General features: G+C 67.8%; 15 protein-coding genes. 3 read left to right on the top strand and 12 right to left on the bottom strand.

The features are described from left to right. Window positions 1-6 precede the first annotated feature (6 nt). From car to SBI80_RS24075, 12 genes are all read right to left on the bottom strand, one after another. Entirely contained in the window at window positions 7-3,558 is a 3,552-nt protein-coding gene (car, locus tag SBI80_RS24130; protein ID WP_318977372.1) for a carboxylic acid reductase, read from the bottom strand. Further along, the gene (locus SBI80_RS24125) at window positions 3,555-4,094 is read right to left on the bottom strand and encodes a DUF302 domain-containing protein (RefSeq protein WP_318977371.1); all 540 of its coding nucleotides are present in this window, start codon (window positions 4,092-4,094) and stop codon (window positions 3,555-3,557) included. Before SBI80_RS24125 ends, car begins: the two co-directional genes overlap by 4 nt. Before the next feature lie 62 nt (window positions 4,095-4,156). Continuing rightward, the gene (locus SBI80_RS24120) at window positions 4,157-4,573 is read right to left on the bottom strand and encodes a UBP-type zinc finger domain-containing protein (protein ID WP_318977370.1); all 417 of its coding nucleotides are present in this window, start codon (window positions 4,571-4,573) and stop codon (window positions 4,157-4,159) included. A 144-nt stretch (window positions 4,574-4,717) separates the two neighbouring features. After that, window positions 4,718-5,956: a thiolase family protein gene (locus SBI80_RS24115; protein ID WP_318977369.1), complete on the bottom strand. Its 1,239-nt coding sequence runs from the start codon at window positions 5,954-5,956 to the stop codon at window positions 4,718-4,720. After that, a complete protein-coding gene (locus tag SBI80_RS24110; RefSeq protein ID WP_318977368.1) occupies window positions 5,953-6,942 on the bottom strand; it encodes an SLAC1 family transporter in 990 nt (329 codons plus the stop codon). The genes SBI80_RS24115 and SBI80_RS24110 overlap by 4 nt, the downstream gene beginning before the upstream one ends. 283 nt (window positions 6,943-7,225) lie before the next feature. After that, on the bottom strand, window positions 7,226-8,068 hold the full coding sequence (locus tag SBI80_RS24105) for an alpha/beta hydrolase (protein WP_318977367.1): 843 nt from the start codon (window positions 8,066-8,068) through the stop codon (window positions 7,226-7,228). A gap of 36 nt (window positions 8,069-8,104) precedes the next feature. Further along, window positions 8,105-9,007 (bottom strand): NmrA family NAD(P)-binding protein, encoded by a 903-nt coding sequence (locus SBI80_RS24100; RefSeq protein ID WP_318977366.1) that lies wholly within the window; start codon window positions 9,005-9,007, stop codon window positions 8,105-8,107. Between the two features lie 285 nt (window positions 9,008-9,292). Further along, window positions 9,293-10,213: a PIG-L family deacetylase gene (locus SBI80_RS24095; protein WP_318977365.1), complete on the bottom strand. Its 921-nt coding sequence runs from the start codon at window positions 10,211-10,213 to the stop codon at window positions 9,293-9,295. A gap of 133 nt (window positions 10,214-10,346) precedes the next feature. Then, window positions 10,347-10,847 carry an SRPBCC family protein gene (locus tag SBI80_RS24090; protein WP_318977364.1) on the bottom strand — a complete coding sequence of 167 codons (501 nt, stop codon included), beginning with the start codon at window positions 10,845-10,847 and terminating at the stop codon, window positions 10,347-10,349. A 58-nt stretch (window positions 10,848-10,905) separates the two neighbouring features. Beyond that, window positions 10,906-11,967 carry an MBL fold metallo-hydrolase gene (locus tag SBI80_RS24085; protein ID WP_318977363.1) on the bottom strand — a complete coding sequence of 354 codons (1,062 nt, stop codon included), beginning with the start codon at window positions 11,965-11,967 and terminating at the stop codon, window positions 10,906-10,908. Then, window positions 11,960-12,508, bottom strand: a complete 549-nt coding sequence (locus SBI80_RS24080) for a carbonic anhydrase (protein ID WP_318977362.1) — start codon at window positions 12,506-12,508, stop codon at window positions 11,960-11,962. The genes SBI80_RS24085 and SBI80_RS24080 overlap by 8 nt, the downstream gene beginning before the upstream one ends. Window positions 12,509-12,537: 29 nt before the next feature. Continuing rightward, window positions 12,538-13,434 carry an NmrA family NAD(P)-binding protein gene (locus SBI80_RS24075; RefSeq protein ID WP_318977361.1) on the bottom strand — a complete coding sequence of 299 codons (897 nt, stop codon included), beginning with the start codon at window positions 13,432-13,434 and terminating at the stop codon, window positions 12,538-12,540. 619 nt (window positions 13,435-14,053) lie between these two features. Between SBI80_RS24075 and SBI80_RS24070 the strand changes: the two genes are divergently transcribed. The 3 genes from SBI80_RS24070 to SBI80_RS24060 all read left to right on the top strand — a co-directional run bounded on the left by SBI80_RS24070 (window position 14,054) and on the right by SBI80_RS24060 (window position 17,220). Beyond that, window positions 14,054-14,965 carry an NmrA family NAD(P)-binding protein gene (locus tag SBI80_RS24070; RefSeq protein ID WP_318977360.1) on the top strand — a complete coding sequence of 304 codons (912 nt, stop codon included), beginning with the start codon at window positions 14,054-14,056 and terminating at the stop codon, window positions 14,963-14,965. Between the two features lie 64 nt (window positions 14,966-15,029). After that, the gene (locus tag SBI80_RS24065; RefSeq protein WP_318977359.1) at window positions 15,030-15,938 is read left to right on the top strand and encodes an NmrA family NAD(P)-binding protein; all 909 of its coding nucleotides are present in this window, start codon (window positions 15,030-15,032) and stop codon (window positions 15,936-15,938) included. A gap of 433 nt (window positions 15,939-16,371) precedes the next feature. Beyond that, a complete protein-coding gene (locus SBI80_RS24060; protein WP_318977358.1) occupies window positions 16,372-17,220 on the top strand; it encodes an SAM-dependent methyltransferase in 849 nt (282 codons plus the stop codon). The last annotated feature ends 19 nt before the right edge of the window (window positions 17,221-17,239 follow it).

The following is a 17,239-nucleotide window of genomic DNA, read 5'->3' as shown; positions in this document are numbered from 1 at the left end:
CGGCTGTCACAACAGTTTCAGGACACGGAGATCGCTGACGTATTTGTCGATCAGCGCTGCGGTGAGGTGGGGGATGTCCCCGTCGGCGCCGATTCCCGCTGCGCGAACCGCGCCGCGGTAGACCGCGGTCGGGGCGGTGGCGCCCAGCAGCGGTGGCTGCGGGACGCGATACACCTCCAGCAGCGGCAACGCGGATTGTTGGCGGGTGCGGTCGGGCAGGGCTTTGAGTGCGGTCTGGAAGCGGGAGAACCAGTCCGGGTGGGAGTCGATGCGCACGATGGGGTGACCGGCGTCGACGAGCCAGTCGACGAAGACGTCCAGGGAGATCCCGTCGTCGTGGGGGTTCATCACGTCATAGGAGGTGAAGCCGGTCCTCGCGGCGCGACCCAGGACGGTGATCGATTCGGCGACGAAGTCCGCGGGCAGTCCCGGATAGTGGGCGCGCTGACGGTGGCCGTCGGCGTCGGTCTGATAGAACGAGGCTGGCGCGATGCCAGTCTTGAGCACACTGAAGATCAGCCGGGTGAAGGCGTCGGGGACGTTGAGCTGACCGACCAGGGTGCTGTGGGCAAGGATCTCATCGGAGCGGAACACCGCGACCGGCACACCGCACAGGTCGTGGGCCTCGCGCAGGAGCACTTCACCGGCCCATTTGCTGTTGCCGTAGCCGCTGGCGTATCCGCCGTCGAGGGCACGTACGGCACTAATGGTCCGGATGTCGCCGTCCTCTTCGAATACTGCGGGGTCGACGGTCATCGACACCGACACCGTCGAGAGGTAGGTGATGGGTGTGATGCGGGCCGTGATGGCCAGGCGGATGATCTCGGCGGTGCCCACGACGTTGGGTCCGAACATTTGTCGGTAGGGCAGCACGTGGTTGACCAAGGCGCCAGAGTGCACGATGAGGTCGACGCGGTCGGCGAGGCGGTGCCAGGTCGTCTGGTCCAGGCCGAGATGGGGTTCGCCGAGGTCGCCGGCGACGACGTCGAGGTGCTTGTCGGCGAGCGCACGGAACTCGTCGAGCAGGTGCGGATCGCCGCTGTCGAAGGCGGCCTCCAGCCGTGCTCGGGCGGTGTCGGCGTCGGCCCCTCGGATGACGACGATCAGGGTGCCCCCGGTCACCTCGAAGCGGCGCAGCCATTCCAAGGCCAGGAAACGACCGAGGTAGCCGTTGGCTCCGGTGAGCAGAACGGTGTGGGGGTCTGCGGTGCTTGTGTGGGGCAACGTCTTTGCCGCGTCGAGTGTGGCGGTGTCGAGGAACTTGTCCAGGGTCAGGTCGGCGGCGTGGACCTCGGTGGCGTCGGGGTCGTGCACCGTGGCGAAGGTGGGCCGCCGGGTCTGGGCGGTTTTCTCCTCGGAGATGTAGCGGGCCAGTGTCGACAGGTCGGCGGCCGGGCCGATGATGACACCGACGGGCACCTCGACGCCGAACACGTCGGCGAGCAGGTTGGAAAACGTCAGCGCCGACAGCGAATCGCCGCCCAGGTCGACGAAGTGGGCGTCGGGTTCGACGTCCTCGGCGGCGGTCTCGAGCAGGGCCCGGGCGGCTTGGACGACGGTGTCGACAACGGGTTGGTCGGCGGCGGCGTCGCGCAGGGCGCGTAGTTCGTCGACGCGGGCGTCGGCGAGGTCGGTGTAGAGCTGTTCGAGGCGTTCACCGTAGTGCGCCTTCAGTTGTGGTCGCAGAAGTTTCCCGACACCGGTGAGCAGACCGTTGGCGGTGCTGAACGGCACGGTCTCGACCAGGACGTCGGCGGGTACCTCGTAGGACTGCAGTTCGGCGGCGACGGCGCTGCGTTGCAGCGCCGTGCGCAGCGCCGCCTTCAGTCCGTCGAGATCACCGGCGTAACTGCGCTGCGCGTCGGCGGTGGGGACGACGACGGCCAGCAGGTAGGCGCGTTCACTGTTCCCGTAGACGAAGATCTGCTGGATCAGTGGGGCTCCGGAGAAGATGGTCTCCAGGCGTGAGACGGCCACGAACTCGCCTTGGGACAGTTTCATCACGTTGTTGCGGCGGTCCAGGTAGGTCAGCTGGTCGGGTTCGATCTCGGCCACGACATCCCCGGTGTGGTAGTACCCGTCGGCGTCGAACACCTCGGCGGTGACGTCGGGGCGTTTGTAGTAACCGGGTGTGGCGGTCTCCGACCGCACCAGTAGTTCTCCCCGCGGGTAGGGCTTGTCGGTGCGGAAGTACCCGAGTTCGGGGACGTCGACGAGCTTGTAGTCGATGACCGGTGGGCGCAGAATCGCCCCGTCGGCGCTGATGCCGCCCACCTCGGTCATGCCGTAACCGTCGACGAGGTGGACCTCGAGTCGGCTTTCGAGGAAGTCCTTCATCTCTGCTGACAGCGGCGCGGTCGCGACGAATCCGCCCATCAGCCGCCCTCCCAGGATGTGTTCGCGCAGCTCGGTGGCGGCTTCGCCCTCGGCGAGGTGGACCTCGAGGCCGGCGTCGACGCGGCGGTCGACCCCTCCTCGGTATTGCTGGAAGAGCAGGTCGACGACCCTGGGCACCAGTGCCATGTCGGTGGGCCGCACCAGCGTGAAGTCCTCGAACAAGGTGGACAGGTCGGGTTTGGCGACGAAGTAGCTGGTGCCGCCGGCGACGAACGCCGATCCCAGGGCCAGCCGACCACCGAGGTGGTTGAGCGGCATGAAGTTGACGTTGATGACCGGGGTGCGGGCGGTGTCGGCGAAGGACTGCGTCCACATCATCTTCACCATCGCCTCGGTGTACATCGCGCCCTTGGGGGTGCCGGTGCTGCCCGAGGTGTAGAAGATGACGGCCAGTCGCTGGTCGGTGTCTGCGGTGTAGAGCTCCACCGGGGGCAACGCCGCGCCGCGTTCGGCGTCGGCCGACAGCGTGCCGATGGCGGTGGTCATGCCGGCATCCTGCAGGCGTTGCCGCGCCCGTTCGAGCTTGTCGCGGTGCTCGTCGAGTTGGGGGTGAGCATCCATGACCACCACCCGACGCAGCGTGGGACTGCCCAGCGCGGCTTCTACGGCCAGGTCCAGGTAGGCCGCGGCGACGGCGAGCACACGGGGTTCCACCTCGGCGATGATCGGACTGAGCGCGGCGACTGAGGCGTTGTGCTGCAACGGAACCGACACCAAGCCGAGGTAGGCGCAGACCAGGTCAACGGTCAGGTAGTTCGGGCTGGAGAAACCCACGGTGACCACGAAGTCTCCGGCGCAGACGGGGTTGGTGGGGTTCTTGCTCCAGGCGGTGGCGACGGCGGTCACCCGGTCCCACAGTTCGCGGTAGGTGATGGTGTCGAACTGCGGCAGCAGCCGGCTGTCCACGCGGCCGGTGGCTTCGTCGGTGAAGATTTCGTGGCGGCGCTGCCCGAGTGCGGGTCGTTCGGCGTAGCCGTCGACCAGGGCCGCCAGTGTCGGGGCCAGCCGAAGACCGGGACGTCGGGCCGCGTCAAAAACCTCCGGAATGCGTTGTGCGGCAGCGAATTGCGGATCGGAGGCGGTGAGGTCGGCGATGCGGCGGGCCTGGCGGCGCAGCCGGTTCGCCTCGGCGTCGGTTGGTGCGGCGGTAGGGGTCGTCATCGGTCGGTGCTGCCGGCGAGCAGTACTGCTGCGGCGTCCACGCCCAGCAGGGACAGCAGGTCGCTCACCTTGCGATCCAGGCCGTGGCCGATCTCGGTGATTCGGGGATCGCGCAGACTGGCGAACAGGGTGCTGGGTCGGTCCAGGGAGAATGTCGCCTCGCCGTGGTCACCCTCGTGGACCAGAATGCGCAGCGGCGCGTACAGCAGTGCCAGCGGGTCGTGGCGGAACATCTGTTCGGCGACGACGTGGTTGCCGAGCAGGTACTCCGTCGCCCGGGCGCGGTGTCCGGCGGCGGCCATCAGGGGTCCGGCGTCGATGGAGGTGAAGATCATCAGCCCGTGGGGAGCGTTGGCGTTCACCGCGGCGCGCACGTCGTCCCAGGATCCGCCGCCTGCGGTGATGCGCGCGACGACGGCGCTGTCGAAGACCGGAGCCAACGATTCGAACGCGTCGCAGAAGCGGTCGAAGGGCATCCCGGTGGGGATGTCGAGCCGGGACACGACGTGTTCGGTGGTGGTCGCGGTGCGGGACATGGGTGGCCTCCGTGAAGTGCTGGGCGAGGTGGGCGGGGTGTGCGACGCGCGGGTGGGCGGCGTCAGTGCAGGTGGCTCTCCCAGTCCAGCGGTACCGCACCCTGGGGCCCGGGAGTGGGTTGTGATCGTGGGTGCGTGGTGGGTGGCCGCAGCTGGGGGCCCTCGACGTACTGTCCCTGGGGGTAGTCCCAGAACCAGTCCTCGTCGGGTTCGTAGGACTGGGCGACGGGGTGAGCGTGGGTGTGGGCGTGGCGGGAGGCGTGTTGGCTTGGTGAGGTGTCGCAGCACCCCACGTGCCCGCACGCCGCGCAGCGGCGTAGGTGCAGCCACCAGCCGTTGCCGGCCAGACATTCGACGCACCCGTCGCCGCTGGGCGCCGGGCCGAGGTCGGCGACCGCCGCTTCGGCAGCGGGGCCGTGCGTGAGGTGCTCGGAGAGCGTGTCTGGTGTCGGCTCGGACGGGACAACCGGATTCTCCATGGTCGTGTCTTCCTCATTGCCGGGGCGTGTCGATGTCGTTGACTTCCAGGCTATTTCGGTGTCGGGAGTCCCGGTGTCCTCCGTAGGCCGGTCGTGCACGTCAGGCACAGCAGTGAGCACGTGCTGAGGCTCGCCCGGGGGCTGTCACCGTGCGTCGGGGTTCTCCAACACCAGCGCCACGCCTTGTCCGGACCCGACACACACTCCGATGACGCCGTAGCGTGCGTGTCGTTCGCGCAGTTCGGTGGCCAGCGTCAGGACGTAGCGGGTTCCGGTGGCACCGAAGGGATGTCCGATGGCCACCGCACCGCCGTTGGGTGTCAGCTTGTCATCGGGTATGACGAACCCGCCCAGCTGATGTGGCAGTTCGCGGAGCACGCCGAGGGCTTGGGCGCTGAACGCTTCGTGCACCTCCCACACGTCGACCTCCTCGGGGGTCAGTCCGGCGCGACGCAGGGCCGAGGGGATCGCCCAGGCGGGGGCCAACCCCATAAAGAGGGGGTCGATGCCGTGCACCGCCGAGGACACGATCCGCGCCAGCGGCGCGATGCCGAGTTCGGCGGCCCGCTGCTGGGAGGCGAGCACGATGGCGCTGGCCCCGTCGGTCAGGGGCGTGGAGTTGGCGGCGGTCATCTGGGTGGTGCCGGGTTGCGCGGACAGGGAGGCCAGGTTTTCGGCGGTGGTGTCGTCGCGGATGAATTCGTCGTGCTCGAAGAGCCTTTCGGGGGTCTTCTTCGTCGCCGGGATCCTCACCGCCATGATCTCCTTGGCCAACCGACCGGAATCACGGGCGGCCTTGGCGTTGCGCTGGGACCGCAGGGCGAAGGTGTCGATTTCTTCGCGGGTCAGGCCGTACCGGTCGGCGACGTTCTGCGCGGTCTCGATCATCGAGATGTAGGCGTTGCGAGCCAGCAGCGCCGGGTGGGGTGGACCACTGGCGCCGGCCCACATCGTGTCGAGCATCAACACCGGCCCGCGGGGGCTGAATGCCGCGTCGCCCTTCATCAACGCCCAGCCCGACCGTGACATCGATTCCACTCCGCAGGCGATGCCGACGCCGAGATCGCCGGCCTTGATGGCGTGCGCCACCGCGATGGTGGCCGAGAGCGACGATCCGCAGAACCGGTTCACGGTGGCGGCGGCGACGCTGTCGGGGAACCCGGCGGCCAGCGCAGCCCATCGGGCCACGTCGCCGAGCCCTTCGTGGGCGGGGTTCACGCACCCGGCCATGACGTCCTCCACGGCGCCGGGGTCGACACCGACCCTGTCGCAGGCGCCCGTCATGGCCATGCCGAGCAGGTCGTCGGTGCGGATGTGGGACAACGTACTTCCGTAGCGCGCGAATGGTGTTCGCACACCGCCGAGGATGAATGCCTCTGTCATCGTTGCCGCCTCCTGATCGTGAGTCGTGGGTGCTGGGTGGTGTTGCCGAGGGCGTGGATCGAGGCGAACACCGCGATGGCGGCGACGAAGGCGGTCGCAGCCGTGGCGATGATCCACGTCGCGTAGCCCGCGCCGACCCACTCGGTGGCGCCCAGTGCGCGGATGGTGAGGTTGCTCGAGGCCGCCACTGGAAAGGTGAACGCCCAGAATCCTTTGTTGAAGGCCAACGTGCGGTATTCGGCGACCAGGACGAGCTGCACGACGAGCATGAGGGCGAGCACGCCGAGCAGCAGATTCTCCACTGTGTCCAGGGCGGCGCCGTCGAGCAGGAACCATGCGATGCCGGCGGTGGCGGGTGCTGAAAGCAGCACCGCCAGGGTCGGTTTCACACGGTCGGGCAGGGACGCTCCGGTGAACAGCCGGTTGAAGATGAGGGTGCCGATCGCCAGCCAGAAGAACAACCCGATGCCGAACGCGCCCAGGGCGGCGTGGTGCCAGCCGTTGAAGGACAGCCCGATGCTGGCGATGAAGGGCCCGGCGACGGTGGGCAGGAAGTATCCCGGGTGCAGCGCCTCGGCGGGGAGGTTGCCCAGTAGCCAGTGGGCCAGCAGTTGGGTGATCAGGTAGGCCAATGCGGCCACGAACACCGCCACCACGTACCGCGCGGCGGGCAGATACTGCACGTAGTGGGAGGAGACGAGCAAGCCGACAACCGGCAGGTAGGCGGCGAACGGTCCGATGACCGAATGGGTGCGGTCGACGGTGAACCCGCCGCGCGTGCGGCTGCGAGTCAGCAGGTAGGCCACCGACAGGGCCAACCAGGCCGCGGCGCTGACGGCGAACAACGCCTCCGCGGGCCAGCCCGGGGCGGTTCGTGTCTCCCGCACTGCTTGCCACATTCCGGCCGCACCTGACACACCCAGCGGTATCGCGAACAAGCTGAGCAGGTCACTGGGCAGTGGGTGCGATGCGGGGGTCGCACGCACTGCGCCTCGATCCACGGGGTGGACTCCGTCACCGCCGGATCCGGCAGCATCTGCGATGCCCGTGGGGGTCGTGTCCTCCCCGGGCCCCGTCACATCCCGCACCGGCGTAGCGGGTTCGCCAGGGCCCGGCGTGCGGTCACGGTGGGTGTGCCGGTGGCGCACGGATGGTCTCCTCGTCGTGAGCCGTCACTCGTGACTGCGGCCTCGTAGGTCGGGCGCGCGGCCCGCCACCACCGCGGCGTGACCGCGGGTCGGTGGTGGCGGGCTGGCGGTCGGGCGGGGCTCAGAAACCCTTGTGGGCCAGCCACTGCAACGCGACGTCGGCGACGTCCTTCCATCCGTTGTCGATGGTCAGGGAATGTCCCTTGCCCTCGAACTCGTGGAAGTCGGTGACCGAGGGCCCCTTGGCGTAAAGGGCGACGACTTCCTTGGTGACCTTGAGGGGCACGACGTGATCCTCGGTGCCCGAGGTGAGCAACAGTGGGCCGCGGTCGGCGACGTGAACGTCGACGGTGGCCGCGGAGTGGCGGGAGAAGTTGGCGCCGGCCTCCTCGAACAGCGGACGTCCCGCACCGGGAATGGCCCACTTGTCGTGCAGCGTGTCGGATTCCTCTTCGGTGAGGGTGTTGCCGAACGCGTAGTGGAACTGCTTGGCGGTGAGCGCGACGGCGCGATGACGATTGGCGGGGTTGCCCAGGACGGGGAACGCCGACTTCAGTTGCGCGATGGGCAGCGCCTTGGCGCCCTTGATGGCGGCGGGGTCGATGGCCACGGCCGCAGCCGCATGCCCGGTGGCCAACAATTCCTGGGCGATCAGACCGCCGAAGGAGTGCCCGACGATGATCGGTTTGACTGCGGGTGTGCCGATGATGGCCGCGTAGTGGTCGACGATGTCGGCGATGCCGATGTCGTTCATCGCCTCGGGATTGGCCCGAGTCTCCTCCACGGTGGGCGAGTCACCGGGCCATCCCGGCGCCGACACCGAATAGCCGTTGTGGGCGAACAGGTCCAACCACGGCTGCCACGCGCTGGAATGAATCCACAGTCCGTGAATGAAGATGACCGGATGGGCCTTGGTGGGTGAGGTCATGAGATGCCTTTCGGGTGAGGTGACCGGTTCGGTCATGTGTTGCAGCAGAACTGATTTCGGAGATGTGTGCGGTCAGGGGATCGGCGTGGCGGACTGTCGGGGCGCGAACTGGTCGAGGTGCAGGCGGACGAAGTCCTGGATGTTCATCGGCGCGACGCCGGTGATGTCCTGCACGGTCGTGTTGGTGGGCTCGAAGACGCCGTTGATCAGGTCGTTGGCGACCGCACCGATGTGCTGGGCGAAGAACGACCCCAGATACGGGATGTCGGTGACGATGGCCTGGAACTCCGCGATCGGCATCGGGTAGTAGGCGATGCTGCGTCCGAGGACCTCGCCGACGGCCTCGGCGATGCCCTTGCCGGTCATCACCTCGGGCCCGTTGAGGTAGTACACCTGGCCGGCATGCGGCGCCGGATCAGTGAGGATGGTGGCGATCACCCGGCCCTGGTCCTGGGAGGAGATGGGGGAGAATTTGCCGTCGCCGAACGGCAACGCCAGCACGTTGGCGTCGACGATGCGGTCCACCTGCCCGGCGTAGAGCAGCCAGTCGGCGAAGAGGCTGGACCGCAGATGGGTGGCCGGCACCTCGGCGCGTTCGAAGATCTGCTCGCTGATCCAATGATTGAGCGAGGCATGACTCTTCGCCTCACGTCGGGCAGGGCGCTGCGACATGTTGACGATGGCGCCGACACCGGCCTCGGTGGCCGCTTGCGCGAAGTATGCGGTGGCGTCGATGAGCCCGGGGTGCACCGGGTAGACGAAGTAGGCGGCGTCCACGCCGTCCATGGCCGCGGCCACGCTGTTCATGTCGAGGAGGTCACCGGTGACGATCTCGGCGCCCAACGCGCGCAGGGGATCCGAGCGGGCGTCGTCGTTGTGGACCAGTGCGCGCACCGACACGTCGCCTTCGTACAGCGATTGGATCGCGGCCAGGCCGGTCGCGCCGGTCGCTCCTGTCACCAGTACCCGGGTCATCCCTTGGTCCGATCGTTGTCACTGCGGAGGTGGCGGCGTTCGGGCTCACCCTGGTGGTTGTCGGGTGCCCGCTGGGCGCCACCCGATGCTGGGTCAAACATGTTGCCGTTGACTGTCATTCGTCCATCCCCTCTCGGCGGGTTGCAAGCCGCCGCTGCCTGCAGGGCTCTGACTTGACGGTAAGTCGAGCGGGGCCCGATGACCCCCGCTGCGGTCGAATCGTGCGCAGGGCGCACGAGACCGAGCACGGGGTGAGGCACGGTGAACTCGCCTGCACCACGGGAGTCATGGTTGCGGCGTCCACCGCGAAACCCCCCTCGACGCTGGGAAACTCGAGAACTCCGACTCCACCGTCGGGGACGTGACCGTGATGACGGGCGGGTGGACGCGGACGTACTCCTCGACGCGGCCGTTCGGTCCCGCCGCCGTGGTGAAGATGCGTAGCAGCGCTGCGGCATCGGCCTGGCTGGCGTGCGCGCCCAGGGCCCGAAGTTTGTGCGTCCAGAACGCGGCGACGTCGATCGCGGTGGTGATGTCGTCGTCGGCGACGGCCATGGCCTCCGGCGGCACCCAGGTGTCCTCCCCCAGCGTGGCGCGCGCCCAGTCCGCCACACCGCGCAGCCGTGTCCGTGACAGTGCGATGTGGTAGAGCTGCGGGCCCCACGCCGTCGCCGGCGACGGATCCGACATCGCACTCTCGGCTTGGGAGTTGGCGACGACGTTGGCGTGGGCGGCCGATACCAGGTCGTGGGTGCGTATGTGGTCGGGGTGCCCGGAGAGGCCGTTGGGCGGGTAGGTCACCAACACGTCGGGTCGGTACATCCGGATCAGGCGGACCAGGCGAATCAGCATGGGGCGCATGGGGCGTGTACTGAATGCGGCATCACGATCCACGGCGGCCGCTTCGAGGCTGACGCCGGAGTCGGGGTAGCCGAGTGCGACGACGTCGTGAACGCCCAGGGCGGCTGCGGCGCGGTCGAGTTCTCCAGAGCGCGCAGCGGCGACGAGGCGCGGGTCGTGGCCGGGATCCCCGGGTTTGAGTCCGTCGGCGGTATCGCCTTGCCCGCCGTCGGTGCAAGTGACCAGCACGGTGCGCCACCCGCCGGCGCTGTATCGGGCCAGGGTGCCGCCGGTGAGGCTGGACTCGTCGTCGGGGTGGGCGTGCACCATCATCAGGACCGGCACCCGGTGGTGCCCGCAGGTCATCGGCATCCCCTTGGCGGCGTCGGGCGGCGATGCGCCGAGGGCGGCATCCTGCGTTGCCGGTGTCCGGTGCCGTTCACATGGACTGCAGGAGAGGGAGTTTCACGGCAGGTGACGTGACGGTGTCGCGGGTGGGTCATCGGTGCTCGGCGAGGAACTTGATTGCTGCCAGGTTGCGTGTCATGCCCTCGCGGAAGTTGCGTAGCCGGCCGGCGACGATCGCCGACTCTTGGTTGGGGCGCGACGCGATGGCCATGCTCACCCCAGATCGACCCGGTCCCATCTGCACCCACTGGGTCAACCGGGTTCCGCCGCCGTCGGGGCCGAGGGTGAACCGCCAGATCGCTCCGGGGTGCTCGACGTTGCCCACGGCCCAGGCGAACACCTGACCGGGTTCGTAGGCCACGACGTAGGACACCGTGGACCATTGCCCATCGCCGTGCTGGTTGTAGCCGCGGAACGCTGCGCCCACCGCCGGCCCCGTGGCCGGCTCGAGCCACTCCACCGAGCGCAGTTCGTCGCTGAGCGTGGGCATCAGTTCGATGTCGGCGACCAATGACCACACCACCTCAGGCGATGCGTCGATCCACGTCGACGCCTCGGTGGTCGGTTTGTCGGCATACCGCGTACGCGTCATGTCGTCGACGGCACGTCCTCCCTGGTCGTGGGACTGCGACAATCGGCCCCCGGCGCTGTCACGCCGGCACCCCGGACAACGTGAACGACGTCCCCACCGCGTTGGGGACGAACGCCCCTGGCAACGCGCCGGCCAGCCGGTGCTGGGCCTTCCAGCCCGTGCAGTGCGCCGGCACCAGCAGGTCCGGGGCCATGGCGGTGAACGCGGTGACCGTGGGTTCGATGACGGGTTCGAAGGCGGCGCCGCTGAGATGCAGACCTCCCAGGAAGGCGTGCAGTCGATCCACGCCGGTCAGGCGCATGGCGTGGCGGGCGATGTTCACCGCGCCGGCGTGCCCGCATCCGGTCAGTACGACCAGTCCGCGGCCCTTGAGGTGAACCACCAGTGCTTGTTCGTCGAGGATCAGCGGGTCGGGTTCCCAGAGTCCGTCGCGCCACGCCTCGTGGCCGGGCATGCCGCGCTCGAAGTCGGTGGTGCGGTCGACCTCGCCGGTGATCAGGATCGAATCGTCCATCAGCAGTGAGGGTTGGCGCCGCTCGATGACCTCCAGGCCCTCAGCCTCCAGTCCCCGTCGGGTCAGAGTCGGCATTTGCCAATGCATGTCGTTGGGCAGCGCGACACGTCGGCGGCTCCAGACCAACGGATGCACGATCAGCGGCATGCCGTTGCGGCGCCGAAGCCTGGCCAGGCCGGGGAACCCGCCGGCGTGGTCGAAGTGTCCGTGGCTGAGCACGACCACTTCGATCGCCGCCGCGTCCAGGCCGAGGCGCTCGAAGTTGGCCGCCATACCGTCCGGGGACACCCCGGTGTCGAAGAGGACAGTGTGCGAGGTGTTTCCGCGCCGAGTGGTGACCAAGGCGGAGAAACCGTGTTCGGCGATCAATCCCGGTGCGGTGCAGCCTTGGGTGAACTGCGGCGCCGCGACGGTCGGTGTTGCGGGGAACGTCGTTCGGTGGGCAATGGCGGTGTCCCCGAGCAGCGCGTCGTAGGCGTTGTCCATCAGGGTGGTGACGACGACTTCGTCGACCGGCTCCAACTCGATGGGGTCGACCGCGGCACCCCCGGCGACGCGCGGCTGGGAGGCGGTCGCCTCGGTGTGTGATCCGCAGCCGTCACACATCGGTGGGGTCGGGACGTAGCACAGCTGGCCCGGTGACCGTCTCGATCCGCCCGGTGGCGACGTCGTAGACCATGCCGCTGACCCGGAACGCCCCCGGGATGTGCGGCGATGCCCGCAGGGCGGCGACGTCGCCCTCGATGGCCGCGCGCGGATCACCGACGTGCTTGTCGCTCAGCGAGGTTGGGTCGATGTCGAAGATGGCGGCGAGCTTGTCGGGCGGGTCTTGCAGCCGCAGGATCCCGCAGTCGGTGTGCTGCAACACGATCAGATCCCAACCCGGGCCCAGCGCCCCGCCCAGGGTCTTGGTCAACGTCACCAACAGTGCGATCTCGGCGATGACGTCGGGGGTGACCCGGCCGCCGATGTTGCGGATCACCGCGACCTCCCCGAGCTGCACGCCCAGCACTTGTGCAGGGTCGACCCGTGGGTCGACGCAGCCGATCAGCAGCGTCTTCAATTGCGGCACGATCTTCAACCCGGCGGTGAACTCGGTCTCGGCGAAGTGGGTGTTGCGGTCGGTCAGGTTCTCGATGGTGCTCATAGTCCGTGGCTCCCTTGGATGGCGGTGTGTCAGGCGGTGGGCTTGTGGGCGAATTCAGCGCTGTGGGCGCGGGCGAAGTCCTGAACGCTCATCGGGGCGCTGCCGGTGAGCTGTTGCACGGTGTCGTTGGTCTCCGAGAGCAGGCCGTCGTTGAGTTCGGCGACCACCGCGCCGATGTGCTGGGCGAAGAAGTCCGACAACTCGGGGATCGTCGCGGCGACGGCCTGGAAGTCTTCGATGGGAAACGGGAAGTAGGTGATCGGCCGACCCAGCCCTTCGCCCAGAGCGGCGGCGACTCCTTCTCCGTCCAGGACGGCGGGGCCGTTGAGCAGATATGTTTGCCCGGCGTGCCGGGCAGGATCGGACAAGACGGTGGCGATGACGCGACCCTGGTCATAGGCGGCGATCGGCGCGAACTTGCCGGTGCCGAACGGCAAAGCCAGGGTGTCGTTGTCGGTGACGCCCTGCACGGCGAACGGGTACAGCATCCACTCGGCGAACAACGTCGGGCGCAAGTGGGTCACGGGGACACCCGACCAATCGAACACCCGCTCGGCCATCCAATGATTCTGCGCCGCATGACTCTTCGAGTGCCTATGCGAGGTCCGCTGTGAGAGGTTCACGATGGCACCCACCCCAGACTCCTTCGCGGCTTGGGCGAAGTAGGCGGTCGCATCCAGTAGCCGCGGCTTGATCGGATAGACGAAGTAGGCCGCGTCGACCCCGTTCATGGCCGCATGGACGCTGTCGATGTCGAGCAGGTCTCCCACCACGATCTCGGCGCCCAGGTTGCGGAGCCGATCAGCACGGGAGTCGTCGCTGTGGACGAGGGCGCGCACAGCGTTACCGCTGCCCTTCAACGCTTCGACCGCGGCAAGACCGGTGGCACCGGTGGCACCGGTGACCAAGAGTTGTGCAGTAGCCATGACGAGCCTTTCTGTTGGGTCCGAATCCGGCGTTCCCACCGGTCGACTTGGCGCCGCCGTCGAACGCGCGGATGCACCGTTCTCCACGACCGGGCCGGCGCCACGCATCGTCGAGGTGAGCCGACGAATGCCGCTGAATCGGATGACCCGATGCTGGCACCCCAACTCCGCCGACACGATCACCGCGGCGCCGTCGTGCACGGCGGGACTACACCTGTGCACGCCACACACACCGCACACCGACTCCCCATGCAGAAGTCGAAATGCGGACCTCCCGGCGGTGGGCCCGGCACTACCCAGGCACCGGTGGAGGTGTCCTGCCGGTGAGGCGTCGGCCCTTGAGTGCGTTGGCGGCACGGCCAACGGTTCCGACGTCGCAACGGGGTGCGCGATGGCCTCAACGCGTGCATACCTCTGTGCCGGGGTTGCACATCGTCGCCGCACCGCGCCATCCGGTAGTAGCTTTCGCCGTATCCCCTCTACACCGCACGATGTGCGCCGCCGAAGTGATTACCTATTCTTCTCAACCAAATTGGAGACCCAACCCAATGGCCGCCCTCACACCCAGCACGACGACCTCACGGGTCTCACCGCGTCCATCGGCGACCGGTCACCGGTCATGACCGAGCGCCCACTACACCTCGTCACCGGCGTCGCCGCCGGCTTCAGCAGCGTCAGCCGCCTGGTCGCCGACGCCCTCCTCGCCAGTGGCGAGGCGGTGCGGGTCATGGTGCACCACGACGACGGCCGCGCCGACGCGCTACGCGACCGCGGCGCGCAGGTCGTGGTCGGCGATCTGACCGATCCCGCCGCAGTCACCACCGCCCTGCGCGGCGCGAATCGCGCCTTCTTCAACATGGCGGTCTCCGCGGACTACCTGGAGGCCGCCGCCGTGGTCACCGCGCTGGCCACCGAGCATGGCGAGTTGGACGTATTGGTCAACATGTCGCAGATGACGGTGTCGGAGATGACCTCGACCAGCACCGAGGAATCCAACCACCAACGGTGGCACTGGCTGGCCGAGCAGATGATGAACTGGTCGCCGGTTCCCACCGTCCACGTGCGACCCACCGTCTTCCTTGACAATCCGCTGTTCACGCTGCTGTCACGGCAATCGATCAGCGAACGCGGCGAACTGGTGCTTCCCTTCGGCGACGGCCGAACCTCACCGGTGGCAACCACCGACGTCGCCCGCGTCGTGGCAACCATCCTGAAAGACCCGACCGGGCACATCGGGAACGTCTACGAACTGACCGGCCCACAAGTCTTGGACGTGAACGGACTCGCCGAGCAATACGCCGCGGCACTGGGCCGTCCCGTCACAGCCGTGGACATGTCGCTTGACGACTTCCGCACCGCCATCACCTCACTGGGCATCTCCGTGCACATCACCGACCACATCGTCACCGTCGCAAAACTGCACCGCGCCAACCGATACGACCGTCTGACCGCTGACGTCGAGACCGTCACCGGGCAGCCCGCCGAATCGGTCGAGCACTACATCACCGAGCACCCCGACCTCTTCGGCTAGCGCGTCCACCACCACACGTGCCACGGCCACCGCCCCACCCCACAAACCCAAAAGGACACCACCCATGACTGCCTCCCAGATCCTCGTCACCGGAGCGAGCGGATCAACCGGCCGCGAGATCGTGCGCGCACTACAACACACCGACCACACCGTGCGAGCCATGGTGCACCGCGAAGACGCCCGCGCCGACACTCTGCGCGAACTGGGCGCCGAGGTCGTGCTCGGCGACCTCCTCGACGTCGACAGCGTTCGGGTCGCACTGGAGGGCGTCGACTCGGCCTACTTCGTCTATCCCATCGTCCCCGGAATCATCGACGGCACAACGTACTTCGCCCAGGCCGCCCACGAGGCCGGAGTCAGGGCCATCGTCAACATGTCCCAGGGCACCTGCAGGCGTGACTCGAAAAGCCATGCCTCACAGAACCATTGGATGGCCCAACAGGTCTTCGACTGGGCGGAGGTCCCCGTGACCCACATCCGACCCAACCTGTTCGCCGAATGGCTGCTCTACCCCTTCACCCTATGGCCGCTCATCGGCGATGACATTCTCACCCTGCCCTTCGGCGACGCCCACTTCGCGCCACTGACCGCATTCGACCAGGGCCGCGTCATCGCCACCATTTTGGCCAACCCTGCCCCCCACGCCGGGAAGGCCTACCAACTCGACGGGCCCACCGACATGGACGGCACCGCCATCGCCGAGGCCCTCACCGAGGTCCTCGGGCGCGCCATCCGCTATGCCCCCATGTCGGTCGAAGAATTCAGTGCCTTCGTCACACCCATCCCAATCCTGGGCGAGTACTTCGCCCAGCACATCGGCGGCGTCATCGAGGACCTCCACAACGGCCTGTGGGTGTCCAAGACCAACACCGTCGAGGAACTCACCGGCACACCGCCCATGGACCTCAAGCAGTTCATCGACGAACACCGCGACGACTTCGCCTCGACGAAAGCACCGACTGCGTCGTCGTGACACACCTCGGTTGACATGGTCGTCGGGTCGGCCGAGCATGTGCGAACACTGACGCCCAGGAGGGGCCGTGCCATGCTGACGGATTCGACACCCGCACCGTCGCCGACCCGCCACGACGGGCCCACCGGGCGGTGAGCGTGGTCTTCGACACTACGACGATCCCCGAGGCCGACCGCGTCGACGTTGTCCACGCGATGGTCCGGCGAACGTGATGCGGACGGGACATCCCTCGGCGCGTGTCCCCGCGTGAGTGGTGCGGCATGAACCGTGTTGTGGGTGGCCGGTAGCACCCGCCGAACACCATCGATTATGGCCACGCCGTGCACGCCTCGGTGCCCCGCGTGCAGGACCGCCCGCGGCGCGGGTTCTAGCCTCCTGCAGGCGATTACCGTCGAGGGGGTCCCATCAGCGACCGAGGGGAACGACCACGCTCATGACCTACACCGAACACGACGTCGCCGGCCGGATCACCGCCATGCTCGATTCCGGTCAGTCCGAGGGATACTTCACACCCGAGCAGACCGGACTCCTCGACCAATATCACGCCGGCGGCGTCGGCGCCGTCGACAAGCTCATTCCCAGTCTGGCCATCTCACCCGGCGACGTGGTGATCGACGTCGGGTCCGGATTTGGCGGGCCGGCGCGACGCATCGCCGAACAGACATCTGCCACCGTAGTGGGTGTCGACATCACCGCCGGCTACGTCGAGGCCGCCCAGACACTCACCATGCGAATGGGTTACGGCGATCAGGTGCGCTTCCAGCATGCCGACATCACCGCCTTGTCTGCCGACCACATGTTGGAACTGGGCGTTGAACGGCCGTTCGACGCCGCGATCACGATGCACGTCCAAATGAACGTCGCGGACAAGCACCGGTGGTTTTCGGCGGTCGCGCGGCTTCTCGCACCCAGGGCGCGCCTCGCGGTCTGGGAGGTGTGCGCCACGGCCGGGCAGCAGCCACCGTGGCCGATGCCATGGTCGCTCGACGGGACCGACAGCTTCCTCAGCACCCCTCACGAACTCGAACAGGCGATCCGCTCAGCAGGTTTCACCACCCTGGCGTGGGTGGACGAGACCGCGTGGGTCAACGACTGGTCCGCCGCAACCCTCGGCGACGGCGCAGCCCGGCCGGAACTCATCTTGCCGATGATCATCGAGGACGGCATGACCCGGGTGATGAACTTCAGCACCGCACTGCGCGACGGAACACTCACGGTGATGCGGGGCGCATTCATCAAAGCCGTACCCTCCACCACGGCAACTCCCACTCAGCCCGCCTAAACCTGTCCATGCGCCGCCC

The organism is Mycolicibacterium sichuanense, assembly GCF_033741125.1.
In the GTDB taxonomy this organism is placed as follows: domain Bacteria; phylum Actinomycetota; class Actinomycetes; order Mycobacteriales; family Mycobacteriaceae; genus Mycobacterium.
This window is presented reverse-complemented; position numbering and strand designations above follow the sequence as displayed.

Coding starts and splice junctions, on each gene's coding strand:
- car (WP_318977372.1), bottom strand. CDS start 3,558: ATGACGACCCCTACCGCCGCACCAACCGACGCCGAGGCGAACCGGCTG.
- SBI80_RS24125 (WP_318977371.1), bottom strand. CDS start 4,094: ATGTCCCGCACCGCGACCACCACCGAACACGTCGTGTCCCGGCTCGAC.
- SBI80_RS24120 (WP_318977370.1), bottom strand. CDS start 4,573: ATGGAGAATCCGGTTGTCCCGTCCGAGCCGACACCAGACACGCTCTCC.
- SBI80_RS24115 (WP_318977369.1), bottom strand. CDS start 5,956: ATGACAGAGGCATTCATCCTCGGCGGTGTGCGAACACCATTCGCGCGC.
- SBI80_RS24105 (WP_318977367.1), bottom strand. CDS start 8,068: ATGACCGAACCGGTCACCTCACCCGAAAGGCATCTCATGACCTCACCC.
- SBI80_RS24100 (WP_318977366.1), bottom strand. CDS start 9,007: ATGACCCGGGTACTGGTGACAGGAGCGACCGGCGCGACCGGCCTGGCC.
- SBI80_RS24095 (WP_318977365.1), bottom strand. CDS start 10,213: ATGACCTGCGGGCACCACCGGGTGCCGGTCCTGATGATGGTGCACGCC.
- SBI80_RS24090 (WP_318977364.1), bottom strand. CDS start 10,847: ATGACGCGTACGCGGTATGCCGACAAACCGACCACCGAGGCGTCGACG.
- SBI80_RS24085 (WP_318977363.1), bottom strand. CDS start 11,967: ATGTGTGACGGCTGCGGATCACACACCGAGGCGACCGCCTCCCAGCCG.
- SBI80_RS24080 (WP_318977362.1), bottom strand. CDS start 12,508: ATGAGCACCATCGAGAACCTGACCGACCGCAACACCCACTTCGCCGAG.
- SBI80_RS24075 (WP_318977361.1), bottom strand. CDS start 13,434: ATGGCTACTGCACAACTCTTGGTCACCGGTGCCACCGGTGCCACCGGT.
- SBI80_RS24070 (WP_318977360.1), top strand. CDS start 14,054: ATGACCGAGCGCCCACTACACCTCGTCACCGGCGTCGCCGCCGGCTTC.
- SBI80_RS24065 (WP_318977359.1), top strand. CDS start 15,030: ATGACTGCCTCCCAGATCCTCGTCACCGGAGCGAGCGGATCAACCGGC.
- SBI80_RS24060 (WP_318977358.1), top strand. CDS start 16,372: ATGACCTACACCGAACACGACGTCGCCGGCCGGATCACCGCCATGCTC.